The following is a 21,020-nucleotide window of genomic DNA, read 5'->3' as shown; positions in this document are numbered from 1 at the left end:
TCCTTTATTCTTTGAATCTATATGTCAAGCCAGTATCTGCTAAAGGAACGAAACGAAACTCGATTTTTACATACTGATTGGTAATAGGCGTGATGTTATTATCCGCTGTAAGTGTAGGACGCACATCTTGGGCAAACTTTAATCCTATACCAAAACATCGAATGTCTTTAGAGATTGTAACATACCAATCCTTTAAATACCCTACACCCACATCATAGCCTATATTCGCATTCAAACGAAACAATCCAAAATCATAGCCCAAAGATCCACGAGCAAAGCCCGTATTGCCCGAAGAGTATAGACCGGAAGAGAGATAGAGCGGATCAAGCTTAAAATAATATGTAAGACTAGAATCTAGCCCCCACTTGCTAAATGAAGCATTAAGCGATGTTTCACTAATACTTTTGCGAGCATAGGAGTAAAATAATGAAGCGCTAAGGTTTAAGCCCGAAAGAGGAGAGAATCCTAGTTCATTGCGCAATGTTTGGGATTGACTTAAAAAGCTATCTTGCAAAAAAAGTCGCTGATACATACGCCAATAAAATAATTCCTTGCCATTTTTGCCATAAAAATATTGTGAGAGCTTCAAATCCACTTTATGCTTATTTTTCACCACATCGACAATATCACTCGGATTCCAATACATAGCCAAAATATTAGAATCTATATCTTGTGTAACCAAGGCATTATACGCCTCATATCTATCATCAGCGATTGCATCTGAAGTATATTTATACAATGCCCCGCTAAAGATGGCTTCAAGATGTAAGGAGTGAAAGAAATGCTTATAGGGACGGGCTAAATCGGAGTTTAACGAGATATTATAGCTGCCTACCGCATAATTAATAGCATTATCCAAAGCTACATTTTGTGAATCTACCAACCCTTGTGCGTTTTGAAGCAAAACAGAAGTCCCATACATATCGACATTTGCCCCTACACTGATATAATCATTAAACAAAGGCAAAACCACGCCTATGGGCAAAGACATCGTATTTTGCCAATATCCATAGCCAGAGGGACGAGTGATATGTTTGCTTTGAAAATCAAAAGTATAAAGGAGATTCTTAAAAAAAAGTGAATCTGTGTAGTAATGATAATGCACTTGAGGCAGGACTTGAAAAGTATCCTTATTGCTCACTTTAGACAAATCTAAGTAATATTTCAAATATGTGCCAAAGTAATGTTTGCTGCTATTGAGATAATAATTCACACGGGATTCATAAAGCCGTGTGTTAAATGAAGCATTAAGACTTTTTAAACGCATATATTCAAGGTCGTTCATATAGGTAATATCTGCATAGAATCCATCATTTACATACTGATTATTCTCACCCGTAATGACATTTTGCGTTTGGTAATTAAAAGTGCCTCCATAGATGTCTTGATTTTTGAGATTATTAAGCAGCATATATTCATCATTGTTTTGAAAATACCGCATTTGAAAGGTTGCTATACTATTATCGCTATCGGCAAAGCGAAATTCTACTGCCGCTCCCACACCCCGCTCTGTGCGTATTTGCGGAGAAAGTGTCATATCCCAGCGATTAAAAGGCGCGATAAACAAAGGTTGTGAATACATAAAGCCCTGCTTATTGCTATAAGACATCTCTGGAGAGAGCAAACCACTCTTACGGACATTGCCCGTGGGAGCGACAAAATAAGGGAGGTAAAATATCGGCACAGCCCCAATATAAAATCGTGGATTCCACACGCTCATATATCCCTTTTGTGTATTATACGTGCCAGAGCTTACATTCAAATGCCAAAGCGGATATACAACATCACAGCCTGAAATCACGCCACGTTTAAAGCTATATACTCCATCTTGCCCTTGAGAATCCTTTGCCATCACCCATATACCCATCGTGCTTTGCAGATAGATATTTTCTACTTTTACCTGCTTAGTCTGCATATCTATATCAGCTTGTTCTACATCAAGATACAAAATATCGCCTTGATAAATCTTCGCGCCCCCTCGCAAATACACATACTTAGTTTGCTTATTATAAATAATCTTATGGGCTACCATATACACATCGCCATAGAGCAAAAACGCATTGCCCTCTGCTATGACCTCCTCATCTTTTGCACTCACATTATCAGCGGATAAATCAAATATAGAATCTGCCTTTTGCTCTGCATTCATAGATAGAAATAGCAGCGCCCACACACACAATAAACGAACAAAAGATAATGTTTTCAATACGCAATTACCAATGTCTTTGCTAATCTATCGTGCAATGTGCGCGATAGGCTATCGCCAAAGCCAAACACATACGTAATAAATAGCAAACTCTCCCCTATATATTTACCACACGCACGAAGCAGGGCATATAAAAATGATGGTTGATCAAATAAATCTACGCTTACCACACGCATTTTGCATAAAATCTTACCAATACTGCTTCCATAATACCATACAAACAATGTATCATAGGAGATTTTGAGAATCCACACTTGCCACGAAAACTTAAGGGCAAACGCTCTTAAGTTTTCATAGTCCATATTACCCTGTATATCGCTCATTTGAGAGAGTGCATCTAGGTGGATAAGCGTAAAGATAAAAGAGAGTAAAAATACATCAATAAACCACGCCAAAGAGCGTAATCCCTTATCAGCAAGCCGCAAATTCTCCCTTTCTAAATCCGCTAGAATCTTCTCATCATTCATTATTGTAACGCCCTATATGCAATATCATCGCGGAAATGCATACCCGCAAAGGACACAGATTCTAGAATCTTATAGGCATTATCCCGTGCGAGTTTCAAGCTTGGGGCAATCCCCACTGCCAGTAGCACTCGCCCACCACTTGCTAAGAGCTGTCCTCTCTCATCGCAGCTTACCCCCGCATATACAATATGCCCAAGATTCCTATCAAAGTCTTTTATGGTAATAGGCACACTCGGACTTGATTTATATGGATAATCCTTTGATGAAACTACCACCGCCACAGCAAAGCCCTCCTTAAAACGCACTTGCAATGCTTTGAGTGTGCCTTTAGCACTATGTATGAGTATATCAAGCAGTGGCGTTTGCAAAAGAGGCATTAGCACTTCGCATTCAGGGTCGCCAAAACGCACATTAAACTCTAGTAAATACGGCTCTAGCACATTTTGCTCATCCACCACCATAATACCAGCAAATAGCACTCCTACAAAAGGTGTGCCTTGCTCTCGCATAGCCTTTAAGGTAGGCGCGATGATCTTTCTTTGAATCTTTGCTAAAAGCTTTTCATCACATAAAGGTGTGGGTGTATAAGCTCCCATACCCCCTGTATTTGGTCCTTCATCGCCACTTAAAAGCCGCTTATGATCTTGACAGGGCTGAAGTAAGATAAAGTCCTCCCCATCACAAACAACAAAGACAGAGAGTTCAAATCCATCTAAATATTCCTCTACAACAACGCATTTTCCCGCATCGCCAAAGGATATCCCAGAGAGCATATCTTGGGCTACATTTTTTGCCTCATTGGCACTTTGAGCGATAATCACGCCCTTCCCCGCGCATAGCCCATCGGCTTTGACAACAATAGGCGACTTAAGCGTATCGATAAAAGCATTTATGGCATTTATATCGCTTGATTGTATATAACGTGCCGTAGGGATACCCGCTTGTGAAACAAAATCTTTCATATATGCCTTGCTTAGCTCTAGTCTTGCTGCAGCTTTTGAAGGCGCAAAGGTTAGAATATGATGTGCGCGTAAATCATCGCTTAAGCCCTCTCCTAGAGGCGCTTCAGGTCCTATAACTACAAATGTGATATGATATTTTGCAACAGATTCTATAATATCTTGTGAAGTACTATAAGGGAGATTAGTGCCTAATTGAGATGTCGCGCCATTACCTGGGGCAAAATATAACTCCTCTACCCTACTATCTTGCTTTAATGCCAATCCTATGGCATATTCTCGCCCCCCATTGCCAACAATCAATATACGCTCTTGCATTATAATCCTTTAGAATCTTATTTAATCAATATGTAGCATTGTGATAGAAACCCCCAAATGAGCGTTACCTCAAATGTGCGTAGCCTAAAAAAGCCACAAACAGAGCCAAGAGAACTCATCAGGCGGCAAATCCTCACCTTCCTAGAAAGCTCAAGCAGAAACACCGACACACAGAAATCACTACGATTAGCTCAAAAATCTTTCAGTAACAGACTAGCGATGTATTAAGGAAAGGCGCGTCATTCAGGTTAATCTATTATAACAAAGGAGATTTAATATTAGCTATGCTATTACCTTGTGTCTCATCTCAAATATATTATGTATAAAATATACAAAAAAATATAATTACAATATGTAATCTAATAAATTTGTAGAAAAGTAACATTTGCACTCCTTTTCACATATTTTTAATAATTACATATTGTAATCTTAATTTTATGTGATACTATACGCATAAAATTTAACACAAAGGATAAGAGTATGGCAAATTTACCTCACAATCAGTTTTTGCAAGATACCCTTGCGCTTCACGCGGGTTATACTTATGATTCCCAACGAACCATCAGTGTGCCTATCTATCAAAATACTGCTTATAGTTTTGAATCTTTGCAGCAAGCCGCGGCACGATTTGGATTGCAGGAGCTAGGCAATATCTACACACGACTTACTAATCCTACTACTGATGTGTTAGGAGCTAGACTTGCCGCAGTGGAGGGCGGTGCATTTGGTGTGCCTACTTCAAGTGGAAGTGCAGCGATTTTTTATGCAATTGCAAATTGTGCGCAAAATGGGGACAATATCCTCTATGCAAATAAAATTTATGGCGGCACACAAACGCTTTTCGTGCATACCTTGAAGCGATTTGGCATAGAGGCGCGTGTGTTTGATATTGATGATATAGAGGGCAGTTTGGAAAAGCTCATAGATTCTCGCACAAAGGCAATTTTCTTTGAATCTTTGTCAAATCCGCAAATATCCATTGCCGATACGGAAGCTATCACACGCATTGCTAAAAAGCATAAAATTATTAGCATTTGCGATAACACGGTAGCTACCGCGTTTTTACACAAGCCATTTGACTATGGCGTGGATATTAGCGTATATAGCTTGAGTAAATATGTGAATGGGCAGGGCAGTGCCTTAGGCGGAGCAATTATAGAGCGCAATGGGTTAAATGAGTTGATTAAAGACAATCCGCGCTATCCTGCATTCAATACTCCCGATGAGAGCTATCACGGCTTGGTGTATGCGAGTCTGCCCCTACCGATATTTAGCATTCGTGTCATTACTGAATGGCTAAGAAATATCGGTGCGACACTCTCTCCGCATTCAGCTTGGATTTTATTACAGGGCTTGGAGACGCTTGAACTTCGCATTAAAAAACATAGTCAAAATGCCCTGCAAATCGCACATTTTTTAGAATCTCATTCAAAAGTTAAGAGTGTGTCCTATCCGGGATTGCCCTCAAATGAATATCATTCTTTGCTTAAGAAATATTATACAGATGGCTTATCAAGTGGACTTTTAAGCTTTGAAGTGGAAAGCCATCAACACGCGCAAAAAATTTGCAATAGCACGGAGATTTTCGCAATGGTGGTGAATATCGGCGATAGCAAATCGCTCATCATTCACCCTGCCTCCACGACACATTCACAATTAAGCGAAAAAGAGTTAGAATCTGCTGGTATCACACCTTGCACGATACGTTTAAGCATAGGCTTAGAGAATCCACAGGATTTGATTGCTGATTTGAAAAAAGCCATTGAATCTTAGAATTTATTAAAATGATAAAAGGAGTAAAAATGAAAAAGATAATTACAGGTTTAGTATTTGTAGTAGGGACGTTGCTTGTAGGCTATGGAGATTCTGTGCAAGATTCACAAGCGAGTGGTAAAGGGCAAGAATCTGCCTTGCTTGAGGCTTTGCAAGTCTTGCAAAAAGGCAAGTGGATTGATTTAACCCATAGTGTAACGCCAGAGATTCCGCGATTTGGGGCATTCCCTGCTTTAGAGATAGAGACGCCTTATACGGTGGCAAAAGATGGATTTTTTGTTAATAAAATAAGCTTTGTAACGCAGTATGGCACGCATATTGATGTGCCTATACACTTTGTAGATGGCAAACGCACTTTAGAGCAAATCGAGCTAAAAGAGCTGATTTTACCCTTAGTGGTGATTAATAAAGAAAAAGAAGTGGAGGCAAATCCTCAATTTATCTTAAGCGCACAAGATGTGCTCGATTGGGAGGCGCAATATGGGCGCATACCTCAAGGGAGCTTTGTCGCCTTTGCGAGTGGCTGGGGTAAGCGATTTGGCAAGAGTGATTTTAGCAATAAAGACGCAGCGGGTAATCCCCAAACGCCCGGCTGGAGCATAGAGGCATTGGACCTAGTGCTTAATCAAAGGGGAGCCACTGCCATAGGGCACGAGACATTTGATACTGATGGTAGCGCTGATGTCGCAAAGAATGGCTTTTTTGAAAGCGAGAAATTTGTATTAGCCCAAGATAAATTTCAATTAGAAATTTTAAATAATCTTACGCTTTTACCACCAAAAGGCGGTATTATTGTCATTGGTGTGCCAAAATTTGAGGGCTTCCCGGGATTCCCTGTGAGAGCTTTTGCGATTGTGCCAGATTGACTTAAAGGATAATTATGCCGGTAGTGATTCCCGAAGATATACCCGCTTATACGTTTTTACAACAAAATGCTTTTGTGATGGGGGCTAATCGCGCTCAACATCAAGACATTCGGGCGTTAGAGGTGCTTATCATTAACCTTATGCCTATGAAAATAGAGACGGAGAATCAAATTCTCTCTCTCCTTGCTAATTCCCCCCTGCAGGTTAATATTACCTTGCTTTCAACAGCAAGTTATGTAGGCACAAACACCGCTAAAAGTCATTTGGATAGATTCTATGTGAATTTTAGCGATATTGAGGGGCGCAATTTTGATGGAGCGATTGTAACGGGTGCGCCTGTGGAGCATTTAGCTTTTGATGAAGTGGCGTATTGGCAGGAGTTATCGCATATTATGGCGTATTTGAAAGCCCATTGCACAAGCACATTATATTTATGCTGGGGCGCAATGGCAGGGTTATACTATTTTCACAAGATTCCTAAAATCGCCCTACCCACCAAGACCTTTGGAGTCTTTGAGCATAGCATTATCGCGCAAGATAGTTTGCTCACAGGTATTGATGAGATTGTCAAAATGCCTCACTCTAGGCATTCAGGCATTGATGAGATGAAAGCAAGGCATTCGGGCTTGAAGATTCTGCTTGAGGGGGAGCTAAGCGGCATTAGTGTGCTAAAAGATGAAAAAGATTATTTTATCCTCGCTCACCCTGAATACGCCAAAGACACGCTTTTATTAGAGTATGAGCGCGATAAGCAAAAGGGCTTAGCTATACAAAAGCCCATTAACTACTTTGATAAAGAAGGAAAGCCAATTCTATCGTGGAAATCAAGTGCGAGTGTGATGTTTGCAAATTGGCTAAACTTTTCAGTCTATCAAAACACGCCCTTTGTGCTATGAGGGCTTACTCGCTTCTACATACAATGTCTCATACTCTCTTTCTTTAAGGTCAAAAATAAGATTTTTATCATGTCCGTTTCTAAATTGCGAGAGGGCAATATCCACAAATCCTATCTGTTCACATTCATAATATAAGCGCTCATAGTCCCATACGCTTAAGTGGAGATATTCTTGCGTGAGTTTTCTAATATGCTCACTCGCATAAGCTTTTGTGCTGTCATTTTGCTTGTCTTTTAAATACTCTTGGATACGGAAACCTAAATCCGGCACGCTTAAACGCAAGGTGCCATTTGGCTTTAAGATTCTATATATTTCTTTCAGCAATGCACGTGCATCATCAATATAAAAATGCTCTAAAACATGCTCTGTAAATACGCCATCAAATACATCATTGGGGGCATTTGAAAGGATAGCGCATATCAAGCTGCCATTGAGGCTTAGGGGTGGAGTAGTTTTTGTAGGGTTTTAGGTGAGAGAAAAAATCAGCATTGATGATATTATGCCCCCCCCCCCCGCAGCTTCATTGCTAATCACATTTCCTCCGCAGCCAAGATTGAGATAATTTTTGCCATTTGTGAAGTGAGGTTTGCGTGATTGTAAAAATATCCGCCCATAGAGACTGATAAGCTCAAATTTGAGTATACCTTTTAAAGTAAATTTGTATTCTTGCGTTGGTTGTTGCATATTTGCTCCTTGTGTGGTTTATTGGCTTTTTGCAGGGCTGTAAAATGCGATTGTAGCATAGCCAATGACTTCAGGCACAAAGCGGGATTTTATATTGCGTGAAGCAAGACCTTTACAGAGTTTTTTAAGTCTCAATAGCAAAGGCATAATAATTAGTCTAACTTCTAAAGCCCATACTTTTTGTGCTATCAAAGTTGCTGCTCATTTCGGCTTTGATATGGGTTATAAAATCTGCTTGTGTGAAAATGGGCTTAGTTTTTGTGGCGACCTTATAGGCGGTGTTTTTAACCACAAGCGCAATCTGCCCTCCGCTTAAATCATACTCGCAAAGTGCTTTTGCAAGGCTTTCTCTTGTAGCTTCTCCAAAGGGCGCATTATGCGGCAAATATTTGAGCCATAGCTCCTCTCTTTGCACCTTGTTTGGGCGTTTAAATTCAATCTTATGGTCAAATCGTCTTGAAAAAGCACTATCGACATTTTCGAGCAGATTCGTTGTAGCAATCAAAATCCCCTCAAATCGCTCAATCTGCTCTAAAAAAATATTTTGCATTTGATTGTGCATTTTATCCGCGCTATTGCCACTGCTCCCGCGAGTGCTAAGAAATTGGTCAGCCTCATCAAGCAGTAGTAGGGGTTCGTTTTTGATTTTCTTACAAATCTCCTTATAACTATCAAAGATTTTGCGCACATTTTTTTCGGATTCCCCCACATACATAGAGAGAATCTTGGAGCAATCAAAGCTTAGAATCTGCTTTTTAAGGCTCTTAGCTAATGCAAGAGCGGTAATAGTTTTCCCCGTGCCGGGCGCACCATAGAGCAAAATTTTGCTACTAATGCCCTTTTTCTTATCCTTTATCCCCCAGAGCTTGAGTAACTGCACCACATTGCTATTCATTTGTGCAAGGATATTGCTTAGAATCTCCCGTGCATTACCATCTAGCACAATATCTTTCATATCATATTTTGGCTCTAAAAGTTCGAAAATCTCGTATTCTTTGATGATGGAATCAAGATTAATTCTCACGCGCTTTTTCTTTTTATTAGGGTGGATAATACCCTGCAGGATACTCTCAGGGATAAAAAACTGCCGTGAAATACCCCCAAAGGGATTAAGTATCTCATCATAGTCTATCAAGCCCTTTTGCACGAGGGTAGAGTTTTCATCAAGCAAGGAGCGGTGCTTGATTTTATCATACTCATCAAGGCTAATGAGTTCTAATAGGGCGTTCATATCGCGCAGATTCTCATCACTGCTGGAATACTCCTCTTTCAAAAGGGCAAAAAAGATAATCTGCTCCTTTTGGTCAAGATGATGTTCCTTGATAAGCTTTAAAATCCCAATTTCCTTATGTGTGAGCTTCAAACGCGCCTGTATCGTATCCTCTAAAAGCTTTAAGCGATAGTTTGCGCGAGAGAGTGAGGGAGAATCAAGCTTTTGTGAAAATTTGAGATTGCTTATTTTATGAAGTAAGTCAATATGGCTAAATTGGTCTTTGAGGTATTCTAAATGGTCTTCATAAGCCGTAATTTCAGGCAAATCGACATTGAGTGTGCCATCTTCAAGGAGCTTTAAAAATGTGTGAGAGAGACAAATGCTGTCATTATAGAGTTCAAGCAGTGCAATATCAGTGAGTTTAGGCTGTAATAAAAATGTGCTTTGATTCACCCAGCCTAGCTCGATGAGATTGCGTATATGTGGCAAATAGGCAAGATACTGCCCCTTGATAGATTTACCCTTATAAGGAAAAGTCTTTGCCAAAAGTGTATGCACGACAAAGTCATTTTCGCCATACATCAGGGATTCTGCCATCGTTTGTAAAATCCTCCCCTCATTTTCATCACATTTGAGCAAATGAAACAATTTATTTTTTGCTAAATCCTTACAGGCAATAAACTCTAAGTAATGCTTCATCATTTTTCCTCAATATAACTACCTGCTGTATGAGCCACCGCCCCATACTCGCTCATTTGAAGCTCTATCTTGCGCTCACATTTTTCAATCGTGCTAAGACGATGCGCGATAATAAGCAGGGTTTTATTACTTGCTACATCATAGATTTGCTCCATAATATTAGATTCTGTTTGATTATCCAAGGCTGAAGTAGCCTCATCAAGCACGAGAATCTCAGGGTCATCATAAATAGCCCTTGCAATCCCGATGCGCTGCTTCTGCCCTCCACTAAGCAAAATCCCACCCTCACCTACGCGCGTATAAATGCCATTATGTTGCTCTAGGAAGTCTAAAATCTGTGCCTTTTTACACGCAAGCTTGACTTTCTCCTTATCCATTGCGCTACCAAAGGCGACATTTTCTGCCACAGAGCCATCAAAGAGATAGATTTGCTGCGGGATATAGCCTATTTTTTTACGCCACGCTCTAAGATTGGTATTAGTAATTGGCACATTATCCACTAACACCTGCCCACTTTGAGGCTTATAGATTCCAATGATAATATCTACCAATGTGCTTTTACCCGAGCCACTCTCCCCCACAAAAGCCACTTTCTCACCCTTTTTAATAGTGAGGGAAAAATCTTGTAAAATAGGCTTATCCTCCACATAGGCAAAGTTAATGTTTTTTAGCACGATAGAATCATTAAACGCACAAGGCGTATTATCCTCATATTCTGTATGAAAGATAAGATTCTCATACACACTTTTGAGTGAATAGCTGCAATAGCTCATCATATTGATGTTATTTAGGATTCTTGTGAGTGAAGGGAGGATTCTATAAAGAGCGAGGGCATACATAGAAATGATAGGAATCACCGCGCTTGCATCTTCATATTTAAAGAGAATATACGCCACACAAGCAATCAAAACGCTAAAGCCAATGGTTTCTAAAATAATGCGCGGCATTGGGATAAGTGTTTGATGTATGATGGTTGCGTTTGTGCGCTCATTTGAGATATGGTTAAAGGCATTATAAACTTCTTTTTGATTGCCTTTGAGTTTGATAAACTTAAAGTTCCCAAAGGTTTTAGTGATGATTTCATTAATTTTCGTGCTAAGTTTTACATCTATCTCCCCTTTGTCTTTAATGGTTTTTGAGAGAAATTTAATAATCAGGGCAACTTGCACACCTAGCAAAAATGTAAGTGCTAAAGTCATTTTCCAACTCACCGCCAATAAAAGCGCATACATTAGCCCAATGGTAAATATCTCTGCGCTTATTTGCAAAAGATTCTGCAGATAAACTGAAGTGTTTTGCGCCTCTGTAACGATATTTTGCCGTATCCTATCTGTATTCTTACTCGTAAAATCAAGATAATTTAGCTCCACACTTTTGCAAAAAAGCCGATAGGCAAAAAAATGAAATTTTCCAAAGGCAAAACGAGCTAAAGCATAATTATAAAAGGCATTATAGAGCGCACGAAAAATATAAAAGGCAATGAGGGCGAGGCTAAAAGCATACATAAAATATGTCGTGCTAGGCATATTGAGCTTTTCATAAATCCAAGTAGAAGCCCAATGTGAAAAAATCATTTGTGGATTACTTGCAAAGGTAATAAAAGGCATAATCACGCTAATGCCTAATGTCTCAATACACGAAAGCAGGATAGTCGCAAAAAAAAGCAGTATCAAAATCCCCTTATCACGTCTAGTCGTAAGAGAGCGTAAAATCATAAAATTGCTAGGCAGGGGAGCTTTGTCCGTCATAGAAATCCTTATAGTGTGCTACCCTTAATTATAGCATAGCTTTTTTACTCCCATTTTAATCTACCCTCTGCCACCATAGATAGGGGTCAATTCCATAAGGTGGCGTAGTGCGTGGCATATCAATTTTGCGCCAATATGCCACACGGAAAGCAGGGAGATTAAAATGCGGTATCGCATAAAATCCCCATAATAGCACCCTATCAAGTGCCTTGCCTATGGCGATTCTCTCACTCTCACTTTGAGCGTTGATTAATCGTTCAATCAGTGAATCTACCACCTCATCACTCACCCCGGCAAAATTCCTACTCCCGCTTACATTTGCTACATTTGAGTTCCAATAATAGTTTTGCTCATTGCCCGGGAAAAGACTTTGTCCTAAAAGCTCAATGACCATATCATATTCAAAATTCCGCACACGATTAATATATTGCGAATCATCGACTTTTTTAATGCTTGCCTTAATGCCAAGTTTTTCTAGATTCTTCACAAAAGGCAAACAAATGCGCTCAAAGGCTTCATAAGAAATAAGAATCTCAAAGGTAAAGGGCTTGTTTTGCGGTGCGTAAAGGACGCCATTATGAATATAAAATCCCGCCTGTATGAGCAAATCCCTTGCATATTTGAGATTTTCTCTTAAATTCTCTCCACGCACTTTTGCCCCATCGGTGCGGGGGATTACATAGATTTCATTAAAGATTCTAGGATTTAGCTTGTTTTTGTATTCTAGTAAAATCTCCCTTTCGCGTCCGCTAGGCAGTCTATTAGAGGCAAAAGGAGAGTTATTAAAAATATGCGTGGTGCGCTCGTATTGATTGAAAAAGAGATTTTTATTACTCCATTCAAAGTCAAAAGCGTAAAGCAGGGCTTCGCGCACGGCAATATCTTTAAAAATAGGCTTTCTTGTATTGAAAAAAAATCCTTGAAAAGTGCTAGGAAGCTGATGTTTAAAGCTTTGCAAAATGATTTTGCCCTCTGTCTTTGCCTTACTTTCATAATCTTTCGCCCATACTTTGGCTGAAGATTCTATGCGGTAGTCGTATTCCCCTGCTAAAAAGGCATTTTGTGCGACAGAGGCGTCTTTGTAGTATTCAATCACTATGGTATCAAAGTTAAATCGTCCCTTTTGCGTGGGGTGGTCTTTCGCCCAATAGTTTGGGTTTCGCTCATACGTGATACTCCGCCCGATGTCATACTTTTTCACCCGATACGCACCGCTGCCTATGGGGATTTGCAAGGGATTGTCTAAAAATGTATTTTTATCATTTTGCATATAGATATGTTTAGGTAAGATAGGGAGCTGCCCGAGTATAAGCGGCAGTTCTTTATTAGAATCGTTTTTAAAATAAAAAATGACACGATTCTTATCTAGCACTTCTACACGCTCCACATCGGCATAGTAGCGTTTATACTCAATCCTCCCTAGACTAAGGAGCGTCTCAAAGCTAAAGGCTACATCCTCTGCACTCACCCTTACACCATCGCTAAAAGTCGCCTTGGGATTAATATGAAACATCACATAGTCTTTACCCTTTTGCATAGAATCTGCAATCAACCCATACTCGCTAAATGGCTCATCAAGGCTTTGAAAAGTAAGTGTGTCATATACGAGTGTGCTAAGCTCTGCGGCGGGATTGCCCTTTTGCGAAAAGGGATTAAGGCTATCAAAAGTGCCAAGCGCAAAGCCTTTCATCGTGCCGCCTTTTGGGGCATTGGGGTTAGCGTAGGCAAAGTGGGTGAAGGTGGGAGGATACTTGAGTGTGCCATAAACACTCAAAGCATAAGAAGGCAGCGGCTTTTCGCGACTTTTAAAAGAATCTGCACTCTCGGCTCGGTCATTTAGGCTTACTAAACTCCCTTCGCCTCGAGTTTGATAACTTTTGCACGAGCTTTGCTCTTGCCACTTTGTAAAATTCATCGAAAATCCATCTGCCCTTACACGTTTGGTATCCTGTGAAGCTAAAATCCTTTGCCCTCTATGTATCGTATCACCCTTATCTTGCAAAGTTTCTTTAGAATCTCGCTCTATTACATTTGGCTCATCTTGCAAAGCATTAAAAGCATAAGCAAAGTGAGGAAAAACGAAGCAAACTAGAATAAAATAAGATGTTCTTAGCATTTTTCTAATTCCTGCTCTAAAGTAAGAGTAGCCTTAATTACCTTGCATATATTGACTAAATGCTCTAACTCTGCTTTGCTGCATACATAATCCGCACGATAACTTAGCCATTTCTCAATCACCTTATAACCACCGATAGTATAGTTATAGACATCTTCGCTCACACCTGTGATATGCAAATCATCATTGAGAATAAGGCAATGAGCAAGGTGCCGTTTATTTGCATTAAGCTTTTTAATGGCAAGGCTTGGATTGTTTGTATTAGCATTTTCTCTAAAGTCTAAGATAATAGTAGAATCTTTTGGAGTTTCACGCATTAAGTGTAATACTATGAGTGTTTTGCCATAAGATTCTAGTGTATCAAAATAGCTTTCTTCTACATCAAAATGGATACGTGGGAAGCCGATTTTCAAGTATTCTGCATATTTGTTACGATAGGTTGGATTGTATAGATTCGCATAGATGAAATATAGAATCTGCTCTGGGCTTTTATGCTTTAAAATGGTGTGGCTTTGGCAATAGTTTCTAAAAGATTCTGTAAAGTTAGGGATTTTCTCTATTTTATCTGTTTGTGTATTATCATCTCCTGTGGTATTTTGATAGCGATAAAGCGGAGCGATGTAGGTTTCTGAACCTGTATTTTTTCCTCCTAGTGCCACATCGGTAATAACATCAATAACGAATCCGTAATCAAAGTAGGGATTGTAAGTTTGCTTTGGGAAACAAAGCCCCAAATTCTCACCTTGCAAAAAATGTTGCATAGTATCATAACGTGGATAGCCTAAAAAACCTTTGGTTTTGCCACTGAAAAATGTGTAGCGCGTATCAAATGGGCGATAGGCGATTTTTTGGATATGGGAATGCTGTGATAACCCACCCCCTAACCCCCTCCGCAACGGGAGGGGGGATTCTATCTCCTCTTTCCCCTCCCTTTCGGAGGCTTTCTCACTCATTCCCCCTCCCGTTGCGGGAGGGGTTGGGGAGGGGTCATTTACAAAATCCTTAGATGATGTTTCCGCTTTAGTAGATGAGATGATAGAAAAGGCATTCTCCGCAGAGTAGGGAGGAGATGGTATATGAGATGAGGGATTAGAGAAAGCATAGTGTGCTATCACATCTTGCTTTGCTCTTTCTATGCTCCAATCTCGCTGGTCTTGTGCTTGATATTTTTGATAAATTTCTTGAGTATCGAGTCTTAGAAAATCGTTTAAAACATTTTGCATAGCTGTTTCATTGAGCTGAATGCAAACTTTATCTTGTTGTGTTTTTATCCCACTGCTTGTTCGCTCAAATATTGCCTTTGTGTCCTTTAATGCCTTATCTTCTGCCAATGCCCAAAAGTCTTCATATTCTTCATTACCCAATACGCGAGGGATAAACCAAAAGTATGGTGCTTGTGGGTTTAGCTCCTGCCATTGTATAGAATCTAGTCCCTTATAAGCAATTTCATTTAAGAGATTATACTTATCAGCTCTTTTAAAAATGCCATTATTGGCAGTGGAGAAGTAGAAAAGCTTAGAGCTTTGCTCTAAGGTCGTCTGTGTCGTTTTGGAATCTTGTGAATGCTTTAAGTCTCTAGCATTTGTTTCTTCGATAAGGGGGAGGGGCTTGAATTGCGAAGTCGCTCCCTCCCCCTTATCAATCCCCCACCCCGACACCGCTTCTAAGGTTTGCACTTCGTACGATTGTTTTTTATCGCAATGAGGATATACCTCATTGCCTTGTTTATCGCGCGAGATTTGAATGATAGAGTTTTTACCTTGAATTTTTAAAGATTCTAAGGATTGGCTTTGAGAATCTAGCATTCTAAGATTCGCGGTACTGCTTTTAGAGTTTTTTGAAAATTTCGGGGGTGAGGCTAGGCTGGTCGCCTGCGAACCCTCGAAATTTTCAAAATCTGTAAAATGATTACCCGAAGCTGAATGCTTTTTCACAAAGAGACTAATACACACACCTACTCGTATATCAAACACATTCTCATCTTCCTTGTTGTCTTTCTCATTATCGCCGTGTAGATTGATAATATAAATGCTATCAAAGTTTGTATAGAGGCTCTCGCGCATTTTACGATGCACTCGTCCATAGAGATAAGAATTAGGCGTGATAAAGCCCATAATGCCACTATGTGAATCTATAAAAAGCGGGACTTCTGCCTTTGGGTCTGGGTCTGTGCGCTCTAAAAGCTTCCATTGTGCAAAACGAATAAATTTAATATAGTCATTGTTTAAGGGCTGGAGATTTGTCTCATTTAAGCCCACTTTGTAGGTATTATGGAGTTTAATAATTTCAGGGAGATTATTTTTAGAGTTTTGATAATAAGGCGGATTTCCTAAAATCACTAGCACTTCTTCTTTGTGCTTAATTTTGCGTGCTTGCTTATCTTGCTCCTCTAATAGCACAAGGGGCATAGTCATTTGATAATCTGCATTTATGCTTAAATCTAGGGTATTGGTTAGGAAAATTTGCAATTTATGCTCATCGCTAAAATCACTAAATCCTGCATTTTTAAGGATAGTAGAAAGCTTAATATGAGCGACAATATAAGGCACAAAGCTTAGCTCAAAGCCATAAATATCTTTTAAAAACTTATCTTTAATATCCATAATTTGAAAGATTTTGCTTTGCTCCTCTTGTAAGATAAGCTCAAAGACTTTAGCTAAAAAGCTACCTGTGCCTGTGGCAAAATCTAGCACTTTGACATCTTTATGTGCTAAACCCTTAGGCTTATTAAAATGCTTTTTAAGAATCTCGTGTATGGAAGATACAATGCAATTTACCACAGATTGAGGCGTGTAGAATACTCCTCCTTCTTTGCGTTTCTCACTTCCGCGTAATTCATCATAAGCTTTTAAAAAATCTTCATAAAGATAGATAGCCACAGATTCTATGTGTGTATTAAGGGCGGTGGCTAGAGTGCGTTTATCGATTAAAGCAATGGCTTTTTTGATATTTTCTAATGCGTAGGCGACAGAGGCAGGAATATGAAAGCTAGGGATAGCAAAGTAGATAAACTCGGTTAAAAGGGCAAATTCTTTAGGCAGGAGATTCACAAAGCCTTCAAGCTGGGTGATTTCTATATGTTTGTCATTTTTACTATATGATTCACTCTCTAAATGTGCTACAAGTAGTCCATATACGACACTTTGTCCTAAAATATCGCAAAATTCCTCCTGTGCAAATTCATAGCGCGTGATGTTTCTAAAAGTTTCATAGGTTTTTTCAAAAAATTTATGAAAGCTCGTGCGTCTTGGCTCGTGGTAAGATTCCCTTGCTTTAAGTGCGAGGTAAAAACTCTGTGTACTTAGGATTTTAATCACTTCGGCTTTACTTTTAATCGCTGCTTGTGTGGCGTTGAAAAAATCACTTAAAAGGGCTTGAAAATCCTTTAGCTTATGTGGGAGTATAGAATCTTGCATATCTTTAAAGAGATGTGTATCTAGCCCATAGTCAAAAAGTGTTGTATCGCTAATGATAGTCCCAAAACTGATAAGGATAAAGCGATTATAGTTTGTAAGCATAATATTGGGGCATATTTGCAGGTATTTATCAAGCTGCTTTCCCTTAATATGCGCATTTAGGTCTTCTCCCCATTGTTTGCATTCGATAAATCCCATGAGGGCGTTGTAGCTCAATGTATTTTTAGAATCTATACGTTTATAGACTTTATAATCGGGGCGGATATGCCCTTGCCCTACCTCTGCTTTTGGCTCGTGGATTATGTAGCATTTATCATCATTTTTTAAGACATTGAGCAGATTCTCTAAAAACGTGCGAAAGGAATGTTCATTGTATTCATTTGTCCTAAGTGTGCTTGCTAGAGCATTTTGATAATCGCTAAGGGCTTGTATCATTGGTATTCTTTAATAGCTTTGCCAAAGATTGAGGATAGAATCTATGCTTTCAGGGAATATACCTGCGATAAATATAAGAGCTATCACAAAGGGTAGAAAATATTTGATATACACATACCACACATTGACAAGCTTTGGTGCGAGAGTGCCATTATTGCTTAGCTCCTTTTTTGCATCATCTTTTAGCACAAAGCCCACAAAAAGCAATGTGCCAAGCGAAGTCAGCACAAAGAGAATATTGCCACTTACAAAATCAAATATATCAAAGATATTTTTGCCCTGCCATACAATATCTTCCCAAGGTCCATAAGCAAGAATACAGGGGATATTTCCACAAATAAAAATAAAGCCTAGTGTAATATTGATTGCCTTTAGACGTGAGAGGTGGTATTTCTCCTTCAAAGTAGTGATAATTACCTCATAAATAGGCAGCGAAGTAGTGAGTGCGGCGGTGATAAGCAGCAGGAAAAAGACAAGGGCGATAACATTGCCAAAATAAATATGGGAAAAGACGATAGGGAGTGTTTGAAATACGAGGCTAGGTCCTTGGTCGGGGCTTAAACCAAAGCTAAAGAGCGAAGGAAAAATCATAAATCCTGCTAAAAGCGCAATCAGGGTGTTTAACACACCTGTGGCAATGGCGGTTTTTATCATATTTTCATTTTTTTGCAGATAGGAGCTAAGAGTAATCATCACGCCAAAGCCTAAAGATAGGGCGAAAAACACTTGTCCTAACACAGCGATAAAAAGCTTTGCATTGATTTTACTAAAATCAGGCAAGAGATAGAACTTCACGCCCTCCATCGCCCCGGGCAAAGTAAGATTACGCACAACCATAATAAGAAGACAGATAAAAAGCAAGGGCATAAGGTATTTCATACTGCGCTCAATCCCATCAATCACGCCCTTTTTAAGAATGAGCCAATTAATCCCCACAAAGAGTGTGGTAAAGATGCCAATCATCAGCGGATTATGTTCGATATGGCTTTGATAGAAACTTTGCGCGACTTCCTTTGTGATAGGAGTAGAGAGATTAAGCTCCCCGCTTAAAATACTAATAATATAGCTAATCACCCAGCCACCAAGCACCATATAATACGCCATAATCCCAAATGCCCCAAGCACACCAAGATAGCCAATACCCTTAAAAAAGCGCGGGATTGTTCTACCCTCTACCTCTCCACCAAAGGCGTCAATGGTATTTTTATGCGCACGTCTGCCGATAACATTTTCTACCCAAATCACGGGAATTCCCACTAAAATCATAGCAAGGATAAATATTAGCACATATGCCCCACCGCCATTTTCTCCCACGAGATAGGGAAATCGCCAAGTCGCACCAAAGCCGATAGTCGCTCCAGCTACGGTTAAAATATAAGTGAGCGATGAGCTCCATGTTTGCCGTGATTGCATTATTTTTTCCTTTTGTTTGGAATCTTCCAAAAAACATAAATGACTTTAATAAGCACGCTAAAGATAATCCCCTCTAAAATCGCCCCAAGCACGAAGGACGCATAAAGCGTATCATCTAATTCACCTATGCCCTTGCCCAAAGTCGCTGTGGCGATAAGGAAAGTGAGAGGCATAGAATCGCTTAATGCGAAAAGTAGAGTGGATTTAGGATTCTTAAAATATTTGCCAAAGACGATACTCGCACTGATGATACGCAAAGTCAGCATACCAATGACAAGATAAGAAGCGTGAAACAAAATCTTTGTGTCGCTAAAAAGCGCCTTTAAATCCAACGTAGAGCCGATATAGACAAAAAAGAAAGGCACTAAAAATCCAAAACCAAAGTGATTGAGGTGTTCAGGCAGCGCGGCTTTGTGCTTAAAAAATGTGCTGATGATGCTCCCAGCTAGGAATGCCCCAAGCACGGCTTTAATATCTAAAAACATCATTAAAAGCACGAAGCTAAAAAGCAAGAAAAAGACAAAACGCAAATCTTGTGAGTTGCTATCATCGCTTGGGAGAAACAAAAAGCGCAATTGAGGTATCCACCAAAAAATGATTCTCGCCACCTGAAAGCAACACGCCACGCCGATTAAGAAAAGCAATAAAATAAGGAGTTTTTGCCCTAGCTCATTGCCTATGCCGTGTCGTGATGCGCCATCTATAATCACAAGTGCAGCAATACTCACTAGCTCACCTAAAATGCCAATTTTTAAGGCTAAATCAAGCCAAGGCTGCTTCTTGCCATAGTCCTTTATCAACGCTACAATCATACCCAAGCTCATTACCGGAAATGCAGCGATATAAATATATGAAATACCTGTGCTAAAGACTACAAGACAGGTAATCCCATAAAGTGTGCAAAAGTAGGCAAGGGCTTGTAAAAGGAAGCTTGAGCCAAGTTTGCTAAAGGATTTAATATCCACTTCCAAGCCACAAAGAAACATTAAAAACAAAAAGCCCACTTCAGCGATAATGTGAATTTCATTCACTTCGTGGATAAAGCCAAAAAAATACGCCGCTAATGCGCCTAAAATCATCTCTACTACGACAATGGGAATGCGTGTGATAGAGCTAATGGGCGAGGCAAACAAAATCAGCAAGGCAAAAATGCTAAATCCGCTTAGTGTTTCTATCGTGCCGCTCATTAGATATCCTTATGGGGTAATATACTATCGCTTAAACCTAACGCATACAAAATCGCGCGAGGGTAGAGGGTGTATTCACAAGCGTGGATTCTAGATTCAAAATCTGCTAGCGAATCTTGAGGGTGCTTTGCTATCTTTTCTTGCAGGATAATATCACCACTATCGAGCTCCTCGCTCACCCAATGCACACTTACTCCGCCATAATCGGTTTCATCATTAAAGCTATCTCTAATTGCGTGTGCGCCTTTATGCGCGGGTAAAAAGGAAGGGTGAATATTGATAGCTTGAAAGCTTTGTGTGAAAAGGGGCGTTAAGATTCTCATAAATCCGGCTAAAAAGACATAATCAATATGATGAGCCTTTAAGAGCGCTATCATCGCTTCATCAAAGCTTTGTCGTGAGGTAAAATCACGATGAGAGATAATCTCACAGGGTATATGAAGTTGCTTTGCACGTGTAATACCATAGGCATTGGGATTATTACAAAGGGTAAGGCTTATCTCAATCAGCACTTCTTTTTTACTCGCATTATAGAATCTTTTATGATGCAAAGATTCTATAAGATTTTGCATATTGCTTCCATTGCCACTAAAGAGAATCGCACAATGAAGCGTTTTAGGCATA

General features: G+C 39.7%; 16 protein-coding genes. 3 read left to right on the top strand and 13 right to left on the bottom strand.

What is annotated here, in order from left to right; genetic code table 11:
- Positions 1-4: 4 nt before the first annotated feature.
- From V3I05_RS07395 to purD, 3 genes are read right to left on the bottom strand one after another with little or no spacing between them, the layout of a single operon-like run.
- Positions 5-2,206, bottom strand: a complete 2,202-nt coding sequence (locus V3I05_RS07395) for an LPS-assembly protein LptD (RefSeq protein ID WP_300447458.1) — start codon at positions 2,204-2,206, stop codon at positions 5-7.
- Positions 2,203-2,673 carry an RDD family protein gene (locus V3I05_RS07390; protein WP_343353166.1) on the bottom strand — a complete coding sequence of 157 codons (471 nt, stop codon included), beginning with the start codon at positions 2,671-2,673 and terminating at the stop codon, positions 2,203-2,205. Before V3I05_RS07390 ends, V3I05_RS07395 begins: the two co-directional genes overlap by 4 nt.
- On the bottom strand, positions 2,673-3,950 hold the full coding sequence (gene purD, locus V3I05_RS07385) for a phosphoribosylamine--glycine ligase (RefSeq protein ID WP_295701638.1): 1,278 nt from the start codon (positions 3,948-3,950) through the stop codon (positions 2,673-2,675). The genes V3I05_RS07390 and purD overlap by 1 nt, the downstream gene beginning before the upstream one ends.
- A gap of 480 nt (positions 3,951-4,430) precedes the next feature.
- Between purD and V3I05_RS07380 the strand changes: the two genes are divergently transcribed.
- From V3I05_RS07380 to V3I05_RS07370, 3 genes are read left to right on the top strand one after another with little or no spacing between them, the layout of a single operon-like run.
- On the top strand, positions 4,431-5,723 hold the full coding sequence (locus V3I05_RS07380; protein ID WP_343353165.1) for an O-acetylhomoserine aminocarboxypropyltransferase/cysteine synthase family protein: 1,293 nt from the start codon (positions 4,431-4,433) through the stop codon (positions 5,721-5,723).
- A 29-nt stretch (positions 5,724-5,752) separates the two neighbouring features.
- Positions 5,753-6,589 carry a cyclase family protein gene (locus V3I05_RS07375; RefSeq protein ID WP_343353164.1) on the top strand — a complete coding sequence of 279 codons (837 nt, stop codon included), beginning with the start codon at positions 5,753-5,755 and terminating at the stop codon, positions 6,587-6,589.
- A 14-nt stretch (positions 6,590-6,603) separates the two neighbouring features.
- Positions 6,604-7,485, top strand: coding sequence for a homoserine O-succinyltransferase (locus V3I05_RS07370; protein ID WP_343353162.1), 882 nt, complete (start codon positions 6,604-6,606; stop codon positions 7,483-7,485).
- Here V3I05_RS07370 and V3I05_RS07365 read toward each other — a convergent pair.
- Genes V3I05_RS07365 through purN form a run of 10 tightly spaced genes read right to left on the bottom strand, consistent with a single transcriptional unit; the run spans position 7,480 to position 21,019 of the window.
- Complete coding sequence (locus tag V3I05_RS07365; protein WP_343353160.1) at positions 7,480-7,908, bottom strand: class I SAM-dependent methyltransferase; 429 nt, start codon at positions 7,906-7,908, stop codon at positions 7,480-7,482. The two genes, V3I05_RS07370 and V3I05_RS07365, sit on opposite strands and share 6 nt — an antisense overlap.
- A gap of 42 nt (positions 7,909-7,950) precedes the next feature.
- Complete coding sequence (locus V3I05_RS07360) at positions 7,951-8,169, bottom strand: hypothetical protein (RefSeq protein ID WP_300599810.1); 219 nt, start codon at positions 8,167-8,169, stop codon at positions 7,951-7,953.
- 18 nt (positions 8,170-8,187) lie between these two features.
- Positions 8,188-8,361 carry a hypothetical protein gene (locus V3I05_RS07355; RefSeq protein ID WP_295701652.1) on the bottom strand — a complete coding sequence of 58 codons (174 nt, stop codon included), beginning with the start codon at positions 8,359-8,361 and terminating at the stop codon, positions 8,188-8,190.
- On the bottom strand, positions 8,327-10,081 hold the full coding sequence (locus V3I05_RS07350; RefSeq protein WP_343353158.1) for an ATP-binding protein: 1,755 nt from the start codon (positions 10,079-10,081) through the stop codon (positions 8,327-8,329). The genes V3I05_RS07355 and V3I05_RS07350 overlap by 35 nt, the downstream gene beginning before the upstream one ends.
- Positions 10,081-11,829, bottom strand: a complete 1,749-nt coding sequence (locus V3I05_RS07345; protein ID WP_343353157.1) for an ABC transporter ATP-binding protein — start codon at positions 11,827-11,829, stop codon at positions 10,081-10,083. Before V3I05_RS07345 ends, V3I05_RS07350 begins: the two co-directional genes overlap by 1 nt.
- A gap of 55 nt (positions 11,830-11,884) precedes the next feature.
- The gene (locus tag V3I05_RS07340) at positions 11,885-13,945 is read right to left on the bottom strand and encodes an extracellular solute-binding protein (protein ID WP_343353156.1); all 2,061 of its coding nucleotides are present in this window, start codon (positions 13,943-13,945) and stop codon (positions 11,885-11,887) included.
- Complete coding sequence (locus tag V3I05_RS07335; protein WP_343353155.1) at positions 13,939-17,796, bottom strand: type ISP restriction/modification enzyme; 3,858 nt, start codon at positions 17,794-17,796, stop codon at positions 13,939-13,941. Before V3I05_RS07335 ends, V3I05_RS07340 begins: the two co-directional genes overlap by 7 nt.
- A gap of 9 nt (positions 17,797-17,805) precedes the next feature.
- Positions 17,806-19,209 carry a sodium-dependent transporter gene (locus V3I05_RS07330; RefSeq protein ID WP_300447480.1) on the bottom strand — a complete coding sequence of 468 codons (1,404 nt, stop codon included), beginning with the start codon at positions 19,207-19,209 and terminating at the stop codon, positions 17,806-17,808.
- Positions 19,209-20,396, bottom strand: coding sequence for a cation:proton antiporter (locus tag V3I05_RS07325; protein ID WP_343353153.1), 1,188 nt, complete (start codon positions 20,394-20,396; stop codon positions 19,209-19,211). The genes V3I05_RS07330 and V3I05_RS07325 overlap by 1 nt, the downstream gene beginning before the upstream one ends.
- Complete coding sequence (gene purN / locus V3I05_RS07320) at positions 20,396-21,019, bottom strand: phosphoribosylglycinamide formyltransferase (RefSeq protein WP_295701667.1); 624 nt, start codon at positions 21,017-21,019, stop codon at positions 20,396-20,398. The genes V3I05_RS07325 and purN overlap by 1 nt, the downstream gene beginning before the upstream one ends.
- Position 21,020 lies beyond the last annotated feature (1 nt).

Origin of the sequence: Helicobacter mastomyrinus, assembly GCF_039555295.1 — a bacterium.
Lineage (GTDB): Bacteria > Campylobacterota > Campylobacteria > Campylobacterales > Helicobacteraceae > Helicobacter_C > Helicobacter_C mastomyrinus.
Note: the sequence above shows the minus strand (reverse complement) of the source record. Positions and strands in the feature narration are given on the sequence as shown.